Below are 18,062 nucleotides of genomic sequence, written 5' to 3'. Positions count from 1 at the left end.
AGCTTGATAGTCGTTTTTCGTTTATTTCTTCTTTTCAAACATAAGTTCTTTTACCTTCTCTTTATCTTCTTTCTCTTTATCTAAGTCGAACATTGTTCCAAATACTCGATCCCAAAAGGTATTACTTACACCGAAGCCCATTTCTTCATCTTTATAGTGATGCAAATGATGGTTTCGCCACAGTGGTTTCATAAACTTAAAAGGTGGTGCAAATGCATGAATAGCATAGTGCATTGATGCATATAATAAATATCCTATTATAAAACCTGGATAAAAACCAAATGTATATCTTCCCATGATCAGATAATGCAATCCAAAAAGTACAGAAGCTAATATAATACTAGGCACAGGAGGCATAAATAATCGCTGTCTATCACGAGGATAATGATGATGATTGCCGTGCATAATATAAGCAAATCTCTGTGCATTTGGCTTATCACTTATTAAATGAAAGATATAACGATGAGCTAAATATTCAAAAAAAGTCCAGAATATCATTCCTCCAAAGAATAGAAGAATAAGATTCTGGACTGATAAATTGTAATCTGTATATCCTAAATATACTATATACGATAATACAGGTATATACATCCCCCAAATAACTGCAGGATGTCCCTTAGTAAGCATTTCTAAATAAGGATTCTTAAATAATCTAGCCTGACCCTTATTGTGGATTTTATCAAATTTCATAACTACATTAACTTAATTAAAGCTAATATAATTATTTTTTACCACTTAATAATAACACTCCCCCAAGTAAATCCACTTCCAAAAGCTGCTAATACAACTAAATCACCTTCTTTAATCTTACCTGCTTCCCAAGCTTCTGTTAGAGCAATTGGCACAGAAGCAGCAGTTGTGTTTCCGTATTTTTGGATATTATTAAATACTTGGTCATCTGATAAACCAAACTTCTGCTGAATAAATTGAGATATTCTCAAGTTGGCTTGATGAGGGATTAGCATATTAATATCTGATACTTGTAGACCATTTGCTTCTAATCCTTCATTAATCACCTCACTAAAACGAACTACTGCATTTTTAAACACAAACTGTCCATTCATATGAGGAGTATAACTAACGTCATCAGGATCGTTATCCTTTAAAATATCTGTTACCCATCTACCTCCCATTCCTGGTGCTAATAAGGCTAATTCTTCTGCATGTTCTCCTTGTGAGTGGATATGTGTAGATAACAAACCTTGTTCTTCATTCTCAGAGCGAGTCAATACTGCTGCCCCAGCTCCATCTCCAAAAATAACAGATACTCCTCTACCTCTAGTAGTCATATCTAAACCTGTAGAGTGCACTTCAGACCCTACCACAAGTACGTTTTTATACATTCCAGTTTTAATATACTGATCTGCTATAGATAAAGCATAGATAAAACCTGAACACTGTGCACGAATATCTAATGCCGCAACGGTATTTAATCCTAATTCACGTTGTAACATTACTCCTGGTCCTGGAAAATAATAATCAGGGCTCAAAGTAGCAAATACGACAAAGTCAATATCCTTTGCTTCTACTCCTGCTCTCTGCATCGCTATACGAGCAGCCTTTACTCCCATTCCAGAAGTTGTATCTTCTTCTAATGCTTTATGTCTTCTTTCATGTATACCTGTTCTCTCTACAATCCATTCATGGTTAGTATCCATTATCTTCGCCAGGTCGTCATTGGTCACTACATTCTCAGGAACGTAATAACCTAATCCGCTTATTTTTGATCTAAACATTTTAAAAAAAAATTGGTTTACGAGCTACAAAAATACACTAATAACTAAAAACTTAAACATTTTTGCCATAAAAAGGCTATACACTCACAGAACACTCAATAATTTCGTTTATATTAGCCGACCTAACGTTAAAACTAACCATAATGAGAATCATCAAAACAACCTTATTATCCCTATTTTTGATTAGTTCTATGTACGCACAAGAAAATGTTACATATCAAAAACCATCACAAGAAATTCTAGAATTAGCTGACTTCGAAAGAGCTCCTGCTATATCTATGGACAACAAAATGGAATATATGCTTCTAAGCTATAGAAGTACATATAAGACATTAATGGATTTGAATGTAAACGAAATGAGACTTGCTGGTTTACGTATCGATGTAAACACAAATATCTCAAGCACAGTAACTTATATTACTAACCTAAAAGTTAGAAAAATAAAAGATACTCAAGAAATACAAGTAAAAGGATTACCAGCTAATCCTAGAATTACGAATATTACTTGGTCTCCTGATCAATCAAAATTAGCATTCACAAACACTGCTGAAAACGGTGTAGAGCTTTGGATCTTAGACGTAAAGACTGCTCAAGCAACTAAGCTAACTGAAGCAAATTTAAATGCGAATATCGGCAACCCTATTACTTGGTTTAAGGATAGTCAATCTTTATTGATTAATCAGATCCCTGCTAATAGACCTGCATTAATCGATACTTCTAAAAATTTACCAACAGGTCCTATTGTATCTGTGAGTGAAGGTGTTGTTTCTCAAAACAGAACATACCAAGATTTATTAAAGAATAAAACTGATGAAGCTAACTTCGAAACTTTAGTAACATCTGAATTGTATAAAATAGACCTTAAAGGGAATAAAACACTTTTCAAAAAAGGAGATTTATTTGTCGGTTCTAGTTTCTCTCCTGATGGAGAATACTTAATGGTTACTACATTACAGAAACCATTCTCTTACTTAGTATCACTAAACCGTTTTCCTATGAAAACTGTAGTTTATGACAAAGCAGGTAACTTAGTAAAAGAAGTAAATGATATTCCCTTAAATGAAATCATGCCTAAAGGATTTATGGCAACTCGTGAAGGAAAGAGAAATATGGGATGGAGAGCTGATAAAGCCGCTACTCTTTATTATGTAGAAGCTTTAGATGGTGGTGATCCTGCGAAAGATGTACCTTTCAGAGATGAAGTGTTTACTTGGGATGCCCCATTTAATAACCCACCTAAATCTATTGTTAAATTATCTCAACGTTATGGTGGAATCACTTGGGGAGATGATAACTTAGCTTTAGTAGGCGATCAGTGGTATGATACTAGAAATACTAGAACATTCATTATTGATCCATCTAAATTTAATGACGCTCCTGTAAAAATAGAAGACAGAAACTCACAAGACGTATACAGTGATCCAGGTACATTCGAATTAAAAAGAAATGAATTTGACCGTTATGTATTAGCTAAAGAAAATAATAAACTTTTCTTAATCGGACAAGGTTATACAGCTAAAGGACAATTCCCTTTCATCGATGAGTTCGATTTAAAAACATTAAAAACAAAAAGATTGTACCAGTCTAATTACACAGATAAAAAAGAGACTATTCAATCTATAGAAGATGTTAAGAAAGGATTAGTATTAGTATCTATTCAATCAGCTACTGAATATCCTAACTACTACTTCAGAAATATCAATAAGAAGAATGACTTAAAAGCAATCACTTCATTTAAAAACCCTTTTAGCTCTTTAAACGGAGTACACAAAGAGGTAATTAAATATAAGAGAGAAGATGGTTTAGAATTATCAGGTACTTTGTATTTACCTGCTGGATATGATATCAAAGCTAAGAAAGAGAAATTACCTCTATTAATCTGGGCTTACCCTGCTGAGTACAAAGACAAAAATAGTGCTGCGCAAGTAACACATAACCCTAATGAGTTTACATTCCCTTCTTATGGATCATTTATCTACTGGGTGACGAAAGGATACGCGGTATTAGATGACGCCGCATTCCCTATCGTAGGAGAAGGTAAAGAAGAGCCAAATGATACTTATGTAGAACAATTAGTGGCAAATGGTAAAGCAGCTATTGATGCTGTAGATGCATTAGGATATATCGATAGAAAGAGAGTAGCTGTAGGAGGACACTCTTACGGAGCGTTTATGACAGCTAACTTACTTACTCATTCAGACTTATTTGCAGCAGGTATTGCACGTAGTGGAGCTTACAACAGAACATTAACTCCATTTGGTTTCCAAACAGAACAAAGAAACTATTGGGAAGTTCCTGAAGTATACAATACAATGTCTCCATTTATGAATGCTAGTAAAATGAAGACTCCAATGTTATTAGTACATGGTGAAGCTGATAATAACCCTGGAACATTTACATTACAAACAGAGCGTTACTTCCAAGCTTTAAAAGGATTAGGTGCGCCAGTTAGAATGGTTATCCTTCCTAAAGAAAGTCATGGATATGCTGCTAAAGAAAATATCTTCCACCTATTATGGGAACAAGATCAATTCTTAGAAAAAAATGTAAAAAACAAAAAATAGTATATTTTAAAAGCTCAGCAATTGCTGAGCTTTTTTCGTTTATATATACAACAAAAAAACGCCGCTTAATTAAAGTGGCGTTTTTTATTATTGAAATTTCTTCAATGCTAGTTTAATCTTAGTCCCTTTTTCGATATTAAAAGGATGGTCAAAGAATACTACTCTATCCTCATTAAAGAAAGTTTTTATCATATAACCATCTCCCTTAAAATAAGCATCAAGCACCTCTACCTCTATTTGGCCCTTTTGTTTTGAGAGCATTAATTGATGAGGATAAATTAGCAATAATTCGTCTTCTTCAAAAGAATTTGTAAAGTCTGAAATATATAACTCATTAACTTCTCCAAATAAAGATGCTACATATTTATTCAATGGAAACTCATATACATCTTTGGTTTCCCCCATATCCACTAACTCGCCATCTTTTAGTACAATTGTCTCATCAGCAAAACTCAATGCATCAATACTATCATGAGTAGCCACTATACACGTAATTCCTTTTTCTTTTAAATAAGCAAATAGATTACGTCTAAGCAGACTTCTTCTCGAATAATCAATATGACTAAATGGTTCATCTAATAATAGAATCTCTGGCTCTAATGCAAGTACACGAGCTATAGCAACACGTTGTTGTTGTCCACCACTTAGGTGTTTTACTTTTACATCTGCATATTCATCTAAATCTACTAATGTCAAAAGTTCTTTTATACGATGCTCTTTCTCTTCCATATAAAAGTTAGAAAGATACTTACCTATATTTTCTTTTACAGAAGTAAAAGGCATTAAATCGAAATCTTGAGCTAGGTATCTCATTTCATCTATTCCAGGAACCAAATGATATGCAGGTCCTAAAACTTGCTTATTATTCCAGTGAATCTCTCCTTGATCTAGATCCTGTAAACCATAAATCAATTTTAATAAAGTACTCTTGCCACATCCACTTTCTCCCAACAGAGCAACATGCTGTCCTTTTTCGACAACCAAGCTAAGGTTATTAATAACTGTTTTTTCTTCTAAGTAACTAAATGATATATTTTTAAGTAAAAGCATTTCTATTTTTTATGAAAAACAAATATAATAATATCCCTTTAAGCACTATATAATATTAACTTTTAATAATAAAAAAGGGAACCACTATTGGGTTCCCTTATATACTGTATTCAATACATATTACTTAGCAGCTAAATAACGCTCAGCATCTAATGCTGCAATACATCCTGAACCTGCAGCTGTAATAGCTTGTCTGTAATCTTTATCTTGTACATCTCCACAAGCAAAAACTCCTTCAACATTCGTTTTACTAGTCTTCCCTTGAGTGATTAAGTATCCTGTCTCGTCCATCTCTAACTCTTCTTTAAAGATATCTGTATTAGGCTTATGACCAATAGCTACGAAGAAACCTGTAGCTTCAATGTCTTTCTCTTCACCAGTGATATTATTTTTCACACGAACACCTGTTACTACATTACCATCACCTAATACATCTACAGTAGACGTATTCATCAAGATTTCGATGTTTTCAGTATTACGCACACGTTCCTCCATAATACGAGATGAACGGAACTTATCACTACGCACTAGCATAGTAACCTTTTTACATAATTTAGATAAGTAATGAGCCTCCTCACAAGCTGAATCTCCAGCTCCCACGATTACTACTTCTTGATTTCTATAGAAGAATCCATCACAAACTGCACATGCCGATACTCCTCCTCCTAATGATAAATAGTGTTGCTCTGATGGTAATCCTAAGTACATCGCTGTAGCACCAGTAGAGATAATAACAGTATCAGCGTGAATCTCAGTGGTTTCATTTACCCATACTTTCTTTACATCTCCTTTAAGTTCAGCCTTCGTTACCCATCCATCACGGATATCAGCACCGAAGCGTTGTGCTTGTGCCTGTAATTGCATCATCATTTCAGGTCCTGTAACTCCTTCTGGATATCCAGGGAAGTTCTCTACTTCATTTGTTGTAGTTAATTGTCCTCCTGGTTGCATTCCTTGATAAAGTACAGGTGCCATATTAGCACGTGCCGCATATATTGCTGCTGTATAACCAGCAGGCCCAGAACCTATAATTAAACACTTTACTCTTTCTATATCAGACATAATGATTTGTTTTATTGTTAGTATAACAAAAATAGTTTTTTTATCCTCGTTTCAAAACAACAAACAAGAGAAAAAACAAATAGTCAAATAATTTTTATTTATTCCTTTTTTTTCTTGCACACAAAAAAAATTATATTACCTTTGCACTCGCAATGACAGATTAAGTCTAGCGGGGTGTAGCGTAGCCCGGTCATCGCGCCTGCTTTGGGAGCAGGAGGTCGCAGGTTCGAATCCTGCCACCCCGACTTTTTCGGTATCAGAATGTGCCTAAATCCGTAAGTATCAATTACTTACGGATTTTTTTATTTTTAAATATATCATAATAATCCATTGTAAATCAATCTAAATGTGAGCTATTAGGTGAGCTATTTTTAAAAGGTAAATTAGCTCACCGAATCGAGTTTAACTAATTGTATTTCAATAAATTAAATACAATTTATTTTAGTTTAATTCAGTGCTTTTTGGTCTTGTTTGAGTACTATTCTGGTGAGTAGTTTTTTAAAACCATATCAAAACAGTTCGGTTAACATTAAAATAGATTGATATGAAAACAAAAAACACATTTGGAATACACTTCATTATACGTATTTCTAATTCAAACAAAACAGTCCCATCCCTTATATACGCTAGGGTTACAGTAAACGGACAACGAACAGAAATTTCTTTAAAACTAAAAATATCCCCTACTTCTTGGGATAACATTAAAGGAAAAGCAAAAGGAAAAAGTGAGGATACGGTTCGAATCAATGCACATATTGAGCGAGTACGTTCTCTCATTACAGATGCCTATCATCAATTAGTCCAACAAAAAAGAGTTGTCTCTATTGGAGCTGTTAAAAACATCTTTCTTGGACATGATGATACTGAATCATCTCTTTTAAAGCTTATAGACTATCACAGAGAGATTGCTACAAGTAAATTAGCTTATGGTACACTAAAGAACTACTTCTCTACGGAAAAGTACCTTAAAAGCTATTTGCGTAAAGTACACAATCGAACTGACGTCTATTTAAGCGAGATTAACTACAAATTTATCTTTGACTTTGAAAACTTCCTGAGAAACTGCAAACCTATTCACAAACATCAACCCTTAAATAACAATGGTATTATGAAACATATTGAAAGGTTTAAAAAGTTAATCAACTTAGCTATCACCATGGAATGGATGGAGAAAGATCCCTTTACCAAATATAAACTTCAATTTGAGAAGACAGAAAGAGGACACTTAACTAAATCTGAACTTGAAATCCTTGTAAACAAAAATTTTGCTATTGAAAGATTACAATCCGTTCTTGATATGTTTTTATTTAGTTGTTATACTGGTTTAGCTTATATAGACATCTTTCACTTAGCACCACAAAATATAGCCAAAGGAAGCGATGGGAAAGATTGGATTATATCAAGCAGAGAGAAAACTAAAATACCTGTAAGGGTTCCGCTATTACCTGAAGCTTTAGAACTAATTGAAAAATACAAAGACCATCCTATTGCTTTTGCCAAAGGCAAACTGTTCCCAGTTATTAGTAACCAACGAATGAATGGTTACTTAAAAGAGATTGCTATTATCTGTGAAATAGATAAGAACTTATCTTTTCACTTAGCCAGACATACCTTTGCCACAACCATTACACTAAATAATGGTGTGCCAATTGAGTCCGTGAGTAAGATGCTTGGGCATACGGCTATTAAAACAACTCAAATCTATGCGAAGGTATTAGAACATAAACTGGGTGAAGATATGGATAACCTAAGAGAAAGAAGACTTATTCAGGAAAATCACAAGTACAACTTTGAAAAGTCAAATTAAACCTCCCAAAGACAACAGAACTAAACCAACACATACAAATTGTTATTTAGGGTTAGAACTAAGCTTATAGCAGCTTAAAACAAATCAAAACTAACCCTAAATACTATTATTATGAAAGTAGAATTTATTACAAAAGAAGACCTTGAGATTTTTAAACAAGAGATTATTACTGAGATAAGAAGGTATAGCCCTTTTAATAGAAAGAAAGATCAAGAAATAAAACAATGGATTAAAAGCTATGAGGTAAGAAAGCTTCTTGGTATTTCTCCTGGTACCTTACAAAATATGAGAATAAATGGTACCATACCATTTAAAAAGATTGGTGGATTGATGTTTTATAGGTATGAGGATATTTTAAAGATGATGGAGAGTGAATGAAGTAAAACACCCCAACTATTGTGTGGTAGTTGGGGTGTTTTTATTTTATTGGTAAAAGAGGGATTTACCCCCTACTCCATATGTCTTATAAATAGCTACCTTCAGGCTTTTGTAACTTTTTGTGCCATGAAATAGCTGAGCTTTTAAATCGATGATTTTTAGTGTATTAATTTAATACTAAATATACTAAAAAAATCTATACAACTATACTTAATTCATTAATATATAAAAAACTCATTTTAAAACAATTTAATTAAAAAGCCTACGAGTCTCTCTAATTATTCCATACATCACGTAATATAAGTGTTTGATCTTTGTAATAATGTAAACATAGTTTTATTACAAAGGCAACTCATTTAATTTCTTTTTCTGGGTGCACCAGGATGGATAATATTGATTCATTAACAATACAAATCGTTTATTGTGATGACGTTCTATCAAGTGAATTAGTTCATGAACAACAATGTAATCAATACAGTCTAAAGGCTTTTTAGCCAATTCGATATTAAACCATATTCGTTGCTGATCTGTAGCACAACTCCCCCATTTGGTTTTCATAGTTCGAATTTTGAAGCTAGGTGATTCAATATTCATCAACGCTGCAAAATAAACAATCCTAGCCTCTAAATACTTTCGTAATTCTTTACGGTAAAAAGCATACAGAGTAGCTTGCAGTTGTTTAACATTGTTCAAATCTGAAGATTTTAAAACAATCTTTTTACCAGCGATTTCAACTTTATTTCTCGTACTCTCTTCTAACTTCAATAAATAACGATCTCCAAAGAAAAAGTGACTCTCTTGATTTTTAAATACTCTCGGCTCTTCTCGCAGTTGTTCTAAAAATTTACGCTGCTCTTTTTTAATCCATCCTAATTTAGTAGCAGCGTAAATCTTCACTTTTTCTAAATCATAAAACAATGGAGAAGATATTGTTACTTGTCCATAAGGTGGATGCACACTCAGATGCAAGTTCTTAATATCTTTGAACGTCACCTCTATCTCTACTTCCCCTATCTCTATACGTTCTGTCATTTTTAATATTCGTCTTTATGAGCTTCGATGATTTTATAAACTTCTTCTACTTTATCAATATCTTTTACTACATCAAAAATAGCTTTCTTCACCATACGCTGGCGGGCTAAGTTTTCTCTAAATCCTTCCTGTTTGACATATTGGACTGCTTCTTCACAAGCCAAAGCCATTTCTTCATCGCCTAAAGTATGGTACAAGGCTACTTTGCCTTTTGTGTTTAATGAAACTGGTATATCATCCTTTTTACCTCGATTAACTTGTCGGATTAGCTCTGCCATCTTTACCAAGTATTCTTGATAAGAAACCGTTTCTTGTTTTCTGCGTTCTATTAATTCTTGTAACAAAACGGACATTTGGTCAAAATATTTTGGATCTAATAAATGCTCTTCTACAATCTTGCTTCGTACATTATTTTCAATGGTTTCTGCAACGGCTTCCTTATTCCCCTTAATTCCTTTTGGCAAAGAATCAATAGCCTTCTCCATATCAGTCTCCATCAAATCTAATAAGGAAATATCATCAAAGGGAGACACTTTTTCAGACTCTTCTGCTTTGATATAGGTGTCAATTAAGAAACGCATATCTGCTTCATAGGCTTTCAAATCAATAGTTTCACCTGAAGCTTTACGAATGATCTCTCGTAAATTCAAATAGTCTTCCATCTTTTGATGAAAACGCTTCACTTCTGCTTCTGTAAAAGTAGTATTGACAAAATCAGCTTTCAGATTCGCATAAGCTCTAATATATTCTACAATAGCTTTATATAGAGCCATGCGTTTATATTCATTTGATTTTAAATCTTCTGGATTTTCTGTATTTCCACAGAAATAACGAATAAAATCAATATCGGCTTTTGGAAATTCTACTGATTCACAAATGAACTCTACCGTTTCCAACGCTGTTAACAAACGATCTACAGCAATCTTTAATCGATCCTTTAGATTAATCTCAACCTCTTCTTTTGTGAATCCTTCACTATCCAATTCGGACGTATAAACATTAATGGCATCGGTTACATTGCCAAATAACTCCATATAATCGACGATGTAACCATAGTCTTTATCATCGGTATCCAAACGATTCACACGACAAATGGCTTGAAATAAGGTATGATCCTGCATCTTTTTGTCGATATAGATATACGAACAAGGTGGCGCATCAAAACCGGTCAATAATTTAGAAACTACGATAAGTAATTTCATTTTGGCTGGTTCCTTTCTGAAACGTTCTTTACTTTCAGATTCGTAAGTTTCTGTCTTCGATTTATTACCACTGGACTGAACTTCTTTTAATAGCTCTGTATATGTATTAAAAATATATTCTTTATCCGTTTCTGTATCAGCACCCGTATCTTCAGTTGATACATCACGCATATTGGGATTATATGAGGTAATAATCGCACATTTATTCTTTAATTCACTTTGCAGGAACAAATTGTAATACTTGCAAGCTTCATATATACTCGATGCCACCAAAATAGCATTTCCCATTTGCGAACGCAGACGTGTTTTGGTTTGAAAATCAAAAATAATATCAGCTACAATCTTTTCCATGCGACTTTTAGAACTCAAGACATTTTGCATGGTTCCCCATTTTTTCTTCAGTTCATTTCGTTGGAAATCATTCAGACCAGCCGTTTTTGATTCAAACCATTGATCGATTTTAGCTTGTGAAGTCAGGTTTTGTTCAATATTTCTCCCTTCATACATCAAATCTTTTACCACTCCATCTTCTACTGCCTCGTTGAATTTATAGGTATGAATGTATCTTCCAAAAACATCCATAGTAGTTTTCTTATCTTCTTTCAACAAAGGTGTACCTGTAAAACCGATGAAAACTGCATTTTGTAATACTGCCTTCATTACTTGGTTTAACTTACCGCTTTGCGTACGGTGACATTCGTCGATAAATACAAAGATTTCGCCTTGCGTTTTTACAGGATTATCTTGCAATTCTTTAATGAATGCATCAAAATCAGTTTCTGTTTTATTGCCGAATTTATGAATCAACGAACATACTAATCGAGGGCGTGGTGAAGTTAAGAAGTCCATCAATTCTTTTCCTGATTTGGTTTTAGCAATATCAGTTTCACCTACATCATTGAATACTCGTTCTATCTGGTCATCTAATTCGGTTCTATCTGTTAAAATAACAATACGTGAATTGGCAACATTTTCCAAAATCCACTTGCCCAACATCACCATCATCAAGGATTTACCCGAACCTTGGGTATGCCAAATGATTCCGCCTTCTCTGCGCTTGATAAATGGCTGGGCTTCTTGCAAGGCGAAATATTGATGTGGACGAGGTAGTTTTTTCACACCTGCATCAAACACAACACCATTATAGATAATATCCAATAAACGTTGTTTGTCGCAAAGTTTTTTGAGGTATTTGTCTAATTTATAATCTTCGTTTTCTTGTTCATCTTCTTTCCAAGATAAAAAATATTTATCTGGCGTCTCAATAGTTCCATATCGTAAACCTTGTGTATTATTTCCTGCAAAAAGGAATTGAACTGTACTATAAAACCACTCATTAAACAATTCTTTTTGATTGGAAATAGATTGTCGAATACTTTCCGAAATATCAATTGTTCCACGTTTTAATTCTAAAACCCCCAACGCAATTCCATTGACATATAACACGATATCTGGGCGGCGTACATTTTGCCCTTTGGCTAAAGTAACTTCTTCCGCTATACCAAATTCGTTGTTTTGCCAATTCTGCCAATCAATCGGAAAAATGGTTTCAAAGTTCTCTCCCAATTCAGGACGAGCTTTCACACCATAACGCAATAGCGAATACACTTCTTTATTGCGCTGATACAATCCACCTGCATTGGTATTTGCCAAATCGTACACTTCCTTTACTGCTTTATTCGCTAAGGTTTCTGAATAACCACGCTTGAGTAGATTTCTCTTTAAGATCTCTTGCTCTACGTTGCTATTGTGTTCTCGTTTTTCCCAATTGCCATAATAGCTATATCCCAATTGTTCTTGAAACAATTGAATGATACGATTTTGAGTGATGCGTTCTATTGGGTTGATCATAGTGTTGACAATTTACTCGTTAATATAGATAAATATTCTATCATTTTCTCTTTATCGACTTTTTTAAAATAATGCTTATATTCATCATCATAAATAAAATCACCCAGCGATTTAATCACTATTTCATCAGCAGATCTATCATTAATTGTGGCTGCCTTATGGAAAAAGCAACATTCATATCCTGCCCCATCTTTTGCAAATCTGATGTCTAGGTCATAGACTTTTTCTCCTAATTTAAAAGAAGATAATTTAATTCCAGGAGATCCACCTGTATTTTTATCCCACAGATATTCCTTAGTTTCAAACGGATTTATATCAAATTTAAGATTTTCTAATTCTTGAAATAGCCACATAGTTCTCAATTCTAAATGATATCCTGTTATAGCTGTGGAATGTAAAAGTCGAACATCATTTGCCGAAAACCATCTAATCTCATTGTATTTACACTCTTTTATAGCTCCTCCGTTTTCCACAAAGTAATATTCCCAATCTTCTTTAGTAAATTTATGGTTTTTAATTATTGTCTTTAATTTATTTACAAGATCAAGATCTGAAAGATCTAATAAGTTATCCAACAAACTCCTTAATAGATTTCTTCTTTTTTCATCATCAAATATTTGTCTCCAATTGTCATTACGACTCCTTAAAGAATCATAAGATATACGGCAAAATGAATGATTTGTTCTTTTAACAAGGTAGTCCCCTTTTGTTAGTAATGCTTGCTGCAAATAAATTTCATTATTTCTTGTTGAAAACAGCTCTGAAAGTAAATCAGAGTATTTTGTAAATAGATCTTTATCACCAGTGGCTAAGTCAAACGCAAATTGAATTTGTCCCATAAAATATTCATGATCTTCAAGCTTGTGAATTTTATTAAAATCCCATACTGTAGGATCCAACGTACATTTATATCTTTCTTCGGTAATTTGACTTTTATCGAAAAATGATAAACTAAATTTTTCTGACTTCAAAGCTTCTTCTAAATCTAGTATGTCTGAAGACAGTAATGTACCTATGCTTTTAAGTGCATCGAATACATTATCTGGACTTTGTATGTAGGTATTGTAAATAATATTCCTCATACTACGTATCCAAAAATCAATATTTATTTTATTAGACTTTAGAAGTTCTAAAATAAAGTAATAATAAACTTGGTCCCAATAGTTTGGAGTGAAAGCATTATTTTTGAGATAAAGTGATAAAATATTCTTTCCCTTCGAAACAAACGGTTCCTTGACAATCGAATTTATTTTATATTTAATATCTTCCTCAACTCCAATTAAGGTTGACATTATACTATCAATATATCTTAAACAATCAATAGAAAACAGCTCAAAAATTTCCAATATACCACTGTCATTCTTTAATTCAATTATAAATTGACTTAGGGGAATATATTTTACAGATTGTTTGTCGTAAGTATCACTATTTCTAATCTTTTGTAATAATTCCTTTAAATGATTAGGTAAAGCCGTATTCTTAGAAGTAGATAAATGAAAATTTATTGCCAATGTCTTTAAATAATTAAAATAGAAATCATCTAGTGATCTAAAATCAGCATCTATTTTTTTCCAAAAGAAATTCAACCAATCTGTATCAATCTTTTTCCAAAATCTTTCCAAAAAGGCCTTATCATCAACTGAAAGTTGTTTTTTATTCATACAATCTTGAAGCCATGCTTTAAAATGCTCAAAATCGGTCAATTGTTTACCTCTTTCGTTCATTTTTATATATAATTCATCAGACTGTCTTAAATCATCTAGGTCTAAAAAATCAAACTTAAATGGTAAATCCTTGAGATTAATTGACATAAAATCGAATTCTTTATGAGTAGAAAACTCTTTATGTATAGTTTGAAGCATTACCAAAGCTCCACTTACAGTGGCATCATATTTCCATTTATCTAAATACCACGTATATTTTGTGATTTGTTTGTCCAGTTCTTCGCTTAGCTCTTTATGAATAACTTCGATATTACCTTTAGTAGTTAACTCCTCGAAAAATGCCAAAGCTAGTTTTCTATTATTATATCTAAAATTTAATAACTCTTTAGAGACCACTCCTTTTCTCATGGAAATATACCAATACAACAAAAACAAAGTGGTTAAACGCTGTTGCCCATCAAGTGGTATAAAAATTAAACTACTCGTTTCATCAATTTCATTAATATTAATTTTTGTCTCTACATCTATATTAAATTGATGCGCATATTGTGTTACAGTGTGCAATAAGGTTTTTACTGAATCCTGATGAAGCTTTGCTTGTCTTTGGCGCTCTTTCCCTTCAATCTTACCATAAATAAAACCAAGATGTAAGTCTTCCTTTTGAACAATATTATTTACTAATGATTTTACAAATCGTTCTCTAATGTAATTTACATTATCAGAAAGACGTCCTTGCGCATAATCCCTTTGGATAATAGGAACCTCAATAATATGGTTGGCTAATAATTGATGAAATGTATATTTTATAATCATAACTTTAATTTAAAAAAGCAGTTATTTTATTCAAGATATCACTCATATATGCATCTCTATCTCTTGTATTCCAATAGTTCAGTGTTAACTCACTTGATGGCGTCAGTGCCTTTTGGAAAACTTGTTTTGTGGCAACTGGTACATAAGCCTCTGGATCCAAACACGAATCCACTTCAAGAATCATATTTCTCTTTTTTCTAAATACTTTTTTTCCTACTTGAATATTCGTTTTATCATCCAACAAACAAAGATTAGATAAATGATCTTTATCTATAATATCTCCCAGAAGCGTTTCAATGTCCTTAACCTTTAAATTAGCACTTTCTAAATCATCTACTTTTATCTGTTTAAATTTAGCTTCTAATTCTTCATTCTGTTTTAATTGTGCATTTTCAGCAAATAGTTCTTCTATCTCTTTCATCCATTCTTGCAAATCTTCATTCTTTTCAAAACCCATTGAGTTTTTAGCATAGATATGTTCTATATTCCAGGCTCGTGTCAAATTAAACAAATCAAATGGAAACAAATATTTTTTATCTTGTAATTGTGCTACTGCAATATTGTATAGCAATAAAATTGGAAAAACTCCCGTTTTACCATATTTAATCTCATTGATATCGTATTTACTCTTAAACTTTTGTTTTTTATCTTCAAAAAACTCATCTTTTAAAATCTGTTTTAAATAATTTTTTAATTGATTTTTCTTACTTGAAGATCTATATTCTTCCAAAACTGTATGTATAGTTTTGGTAGTTAAATGCACCACAGCACCCATTAAATGATATGTTTCTCTATCATGGTACCATTCATCTAATAAATTGTATAAAGTTGCTAAGCTTCTCCACTCTGGTTTTTCTTCACGTTCAAAAGCTTTTTCATACTGTCGAAAAGTGTAATACAAATCTTCTTCCTTGGCACCCTTTCCTTTCTCAATTTCTAATAAGATGGTAATTTTATTTGCTAATTCTTTATTTGATCGATTATTTTGAATAAAATTCCAAAAATCAGGTCTTTGTAAATGTTGTTCGATTGCATTCCATTCATCAGCAAATTGATTTAGCTCATAAGACTTTCGCGTAAAATCACTTATCTTGTTCATATCCAACACAAATAAACCTTTCACTAATTCTGCTTGATCCAATTGAATTTTACCATCATTGAAATTAATAAAAGTAAAAGCAACATCTTTATCATCTACTTCTTCAGTATACCAAATCACCTTAGTATACTCTAAAAGATTATGTTTAATAAAGTCTCCATTGCCATTCTTAATAAACCATAATTGAATTAAGCAGTACGCTTTAAAGAAATAAAAATTGTCTACCGTATCTTCGATGTTATTTTCATAGCAAAAGGATTCTTTCCAAACAGTCCATATATGATTTTCAATATCTTTTGACTCAGATTGTAAAACTGCTGAGAAATCTAAAGTATGCAAACGTGTTAAAAAATCATTAGATCCATCATCTATTGAATTCCTTGTTTCATAATGAATATGGAAATAATTTTCCTTTAGTAAATACTTTATAATCAACAAAATAGTAGTAGCTCTTTGCTGTCCATCAATTAATTCGAAATTATTCTCGTCCTTATATAGCATAACCAGCGGTTGCAAACAGTAAAAACCGTCTCTGGTAATATCAAAAGATAAAATATCTTTTAGTAGGGCATATATTTCTCTTTTACCCCAACGATATCCCCTTTGATACTTGTTAATTAAAAAGTTTTTACCTTTAAAATTCTTAATAGCGACCATAGAATCATGCTTAGCATCCATAAGTTTTATTATTTGCAATATTTAATTAAAAACTTCACGACTAGTTAAACCATAAGGTTTTATATTCAATCTACACCAACCGCGCTTACCCCGTCAAGAACTCTTGTATCATGCATTGATTAATGTAGATATAATTAGTTCAACTTATCCATAAAATAGTTTACTTGAAAAACCCAGGTTTGTCTTTCAAATAATATGATTTAAAACCTTCTTCTTTTGTTTCTTCTTCCCACAATTCTTTAACTGTAGATTCCGGAGAAAGTGACCATGTCATTCCGGTGGAAAGTGACCACCTAAAATCAAGTCCAAAACATGTTTTATATTTCAGCTAAAAATACAAAAAATAAGTATAGTTATTTAATAGAGTTTTGTTGAATTTTTAATAATGTATTTTTACTTCTTAGAGACTCTCCATGAAGTTCAATTCTAATAGAATTATGTACCATTCTATCTAAAATAGCGTCAGCTATAGTTTGTTCTCCAATTATATCATGCCATGTTTCAATAGGGAGTTGTGAAGCTATAATTGTCGATCTCTTACCATGGCGATCTTCAATAATTTCCATAAAATCTTGTCTTTTAAGATTGTCTAATGGTTGTAATCCAAAATCATCTAATATAATTAGGTCTTGTTTTTCAATTCGATCTATTTCCTTGGAAAAAGAGCCATCTCCTTTAGCCATCTTTAATTTAGAAAATAGTTTATTGATACTAAAGTACATAACTTTATATCCTAACATACAAGCCTGATAACCAATTGCAGAAGCAATATAACTTTTCCCTACCCCTGTACTACCAGTAATTAATATATTTTGTTGCTGTTTTATAAATTCACAAGCAGCTAATCGATCAATCATATTCCTATCAATATTTCTGGATGAATCTATATTAATATCTTGTATATAAGCTTTGTATCTGAATTTAGCGGTATTTATTAGCCTTTCTATTCTTCTGTTCTCCCTATCATCATATTCACTATCAGTTAAATAAGCAATAAGTTGATCATTTGTATAATCCGAAGTAGGAAGTTGTAGCGTTGACGCGAATGCTCTATGCATTCCATAAAGTTTTAAATACTTTAATTTTTCTAAAGTTGTTTGATTCATGTTTCTAAAATTTAATATTA

The 18,062-nt window shown here is 32.3% G+C and carries 12 protein-coding genes and 1 tRNA gene; 4 read left to right on the top strand and 9 right to left on the bottom strand.

Features of this window, described 5'->3' with window-relative positions; genetic code table 11:
* Window positions 1–21: 21 nt before the first annotated feature.
* Window positions 22–690, bottom strand: a complete 669-nt coding sequence (locus tag E0Z07_RS10175; protein WP_131540675.1) for a sterol desaturase family protein — start codon at window positions 688–690, stop codon at window positions 22–24.
* 38 nt (window positions 691–728) lie between these two features.
* On the bottom strand, window positions 729–1,736 hold the full coding sequence (locus E0Z07_RS10170) for a 3-oxoacyl-ACP synthase III family protein (protein WP_131540674.1): 1,008 nt from the start codon (window positions 1,734–1,736) through the stop codon (window positions 729–731).
* Window positions 1,737–1,879: 143 nt separating this feature from the next.
* On the opposite strand from E0Z07_RS10170, the gene E0Z07_RS10165 reads away from it, so the two are divergent.
* Complete coding sequence (locus E0Z07_RS10165) at window positions 1,880–4,300, top strand: alpha/beta hydrolase family protein (RefSeq protein ID WP_131540673.1); 2,421 nt, start codon at window positions 1,880–1,882, stop codon at window positions 4,298–4,300.
* A gap of 87 nt (window positions 4,301–4,387) precedes the next feature.
* Here the strand turns inward: E0Z07_RS10165 and E0Z07_RS10160 are convergent, their stop codons facing one another.
* Both E0Z07_RS10160 and trxB read right to left on the bottom strand, forming a co-directional pair.
* A complete protein-coding gene (locus tag E0Z07_RS10160) occupies window positions 4,388–5,350 on the bottom strand; it encodes an ABC transporter ATP-binding protein (protein WP_131540672.1) in 963 nt (320 codons plus the stop codon).
* Window positions 5,351–5,470: 120 nt separating this feature from the next.
* Window positions 5,471–6,412 (bottom strand): thioredoxin-disulfide reductase, encoded by a 942-nt coding sequence (gene trxB, locus E0Z07_RS10155; RefSeq protein ID WP_131540671.1) that lies wholly within the window; start codon window positions 6,410–6,412, stop codon window positions 5,471–5,473.
* Window positions 6,413–6,582: 170 nt separating this feature from the next.
* Here trxB and E0Z07_RS10150 point away from each other — a divergent pair.
* From E0Z07_RS10150 to E0Z07_RS10140, 3 genes are all read left to right on the top strand, one after another.
* Window positions 6,583–6,657 (top strand) — tRNA-Pro (locus tag E0Z07_RS10150).
* 299 nt (window positions 6,658–6,956) lie between these two features.
* A complete protein-coding gene (locus E0Z07_RS10145; protein WP_131540670.1) occupies window positions 6,957–8,219 on the top strand; it encodes a site-specific integrase in 1,263 nt (420 codons plus the stop codon).
* A gap of 111 nt (window positions 8,220–8,330) precedes the next feature.
* Entirely contained in the window at window positions 8,331–8,597 is a 267-nt protein-coding gene (locus E0Z07_RS10140; protein ID WP_131540669.1) for a helix-turn-helix domain-containing protein, read from the top strand.
* A gap of 339 nt (window positions 8,598–8,936) precedes the next feature.
* Here the strand turns inward: E0Z07_RS10140 and E0Z07_RS10135 are convergent, their stop codons facing one another.
* The 5 genes from E0Z07_RS10135 to istB form a co-directional block, all read right to left on the bottom strand.
* The gene (locus E0Z07_RS10135) at window positions 8,937–9,629 is read right to left on the bottom strand and encodes a M48 family metallopeptidase (RefSeq protein WP_131540668.1); all 693 of its coding nucleotides are present in this window, start codon (window positions 9,627–9,629) and stop codon (window positions 8,937–8,939) included.
* A gap of 2 nt (window positions 9,630–9,631) precedes the next feature.
* Window positions 9,632–12,682, bottom strand: coding sequence for a type I restriction endonuclease subunit R (locus E0Z07_RS10130; RefSeq protein WP_131540667.1), 3,051 nt, complete (start codon window positions 12,680–12,682; stop codon window positions 9,632–9,634).
* Window positions 12,679–15,159, bottom strand: a complete 2,481-nt coding sequence (locus tag E0Z07_RS10125; RefSeq protein WP_131540666.1) for a GmrSD restriction endonuclease domain-containing protein — start codon at window positions 15,157–15,159, stop codon at window positions 12,679–12,681. The genes E0Z07_RS10130 and E0Z07_RS10125 overlap by 4 nt, the downstream gene beginning before the upstream one ends.
* A 4-nt stretch (window positions 15,160–15,163) precedes the next feature.
* A complete protein-coding gene (locus E0Z07_RS10120) occupies window positions 15,164–16,936 on the bottom strand; it encodes a DUF262 domain-containing protein (RefSeq protein ID WP_131540665.1) in 1,773 nt (590 codons plus the stop codon).
* A gap of 353 nt (window positions 16,937–17,289) precedes the next feature.
* Window positions 17,290–18,042, bottom strand: a complete 753-nt coding sequence (istB, locus tag E0Z07_RS10115) for an IS21-like element helper ATPase IstB (protein ID WP_131540664.1) — start codon at window positions 18,040–18,042, stop codon at window positions 17,290–17,292.
* Between the last annotated feature and the right edge of the window lie 20 nt (window positions 18,043–18,062).

The organism is Myroides odoratimimus (assembly GCF_004337635.1).
Lineage (GTDB): Bacteria > Bacteroidota > Bacteroidia > Flavobacteriales > Flavobacteriaceae > Flavobacterium > Flavobacterium odoratimimum.
Note: the sequence above shows the minus strand (reverse complement) of the source record. Positions and strands in the feature narration are given on the sequence as shown.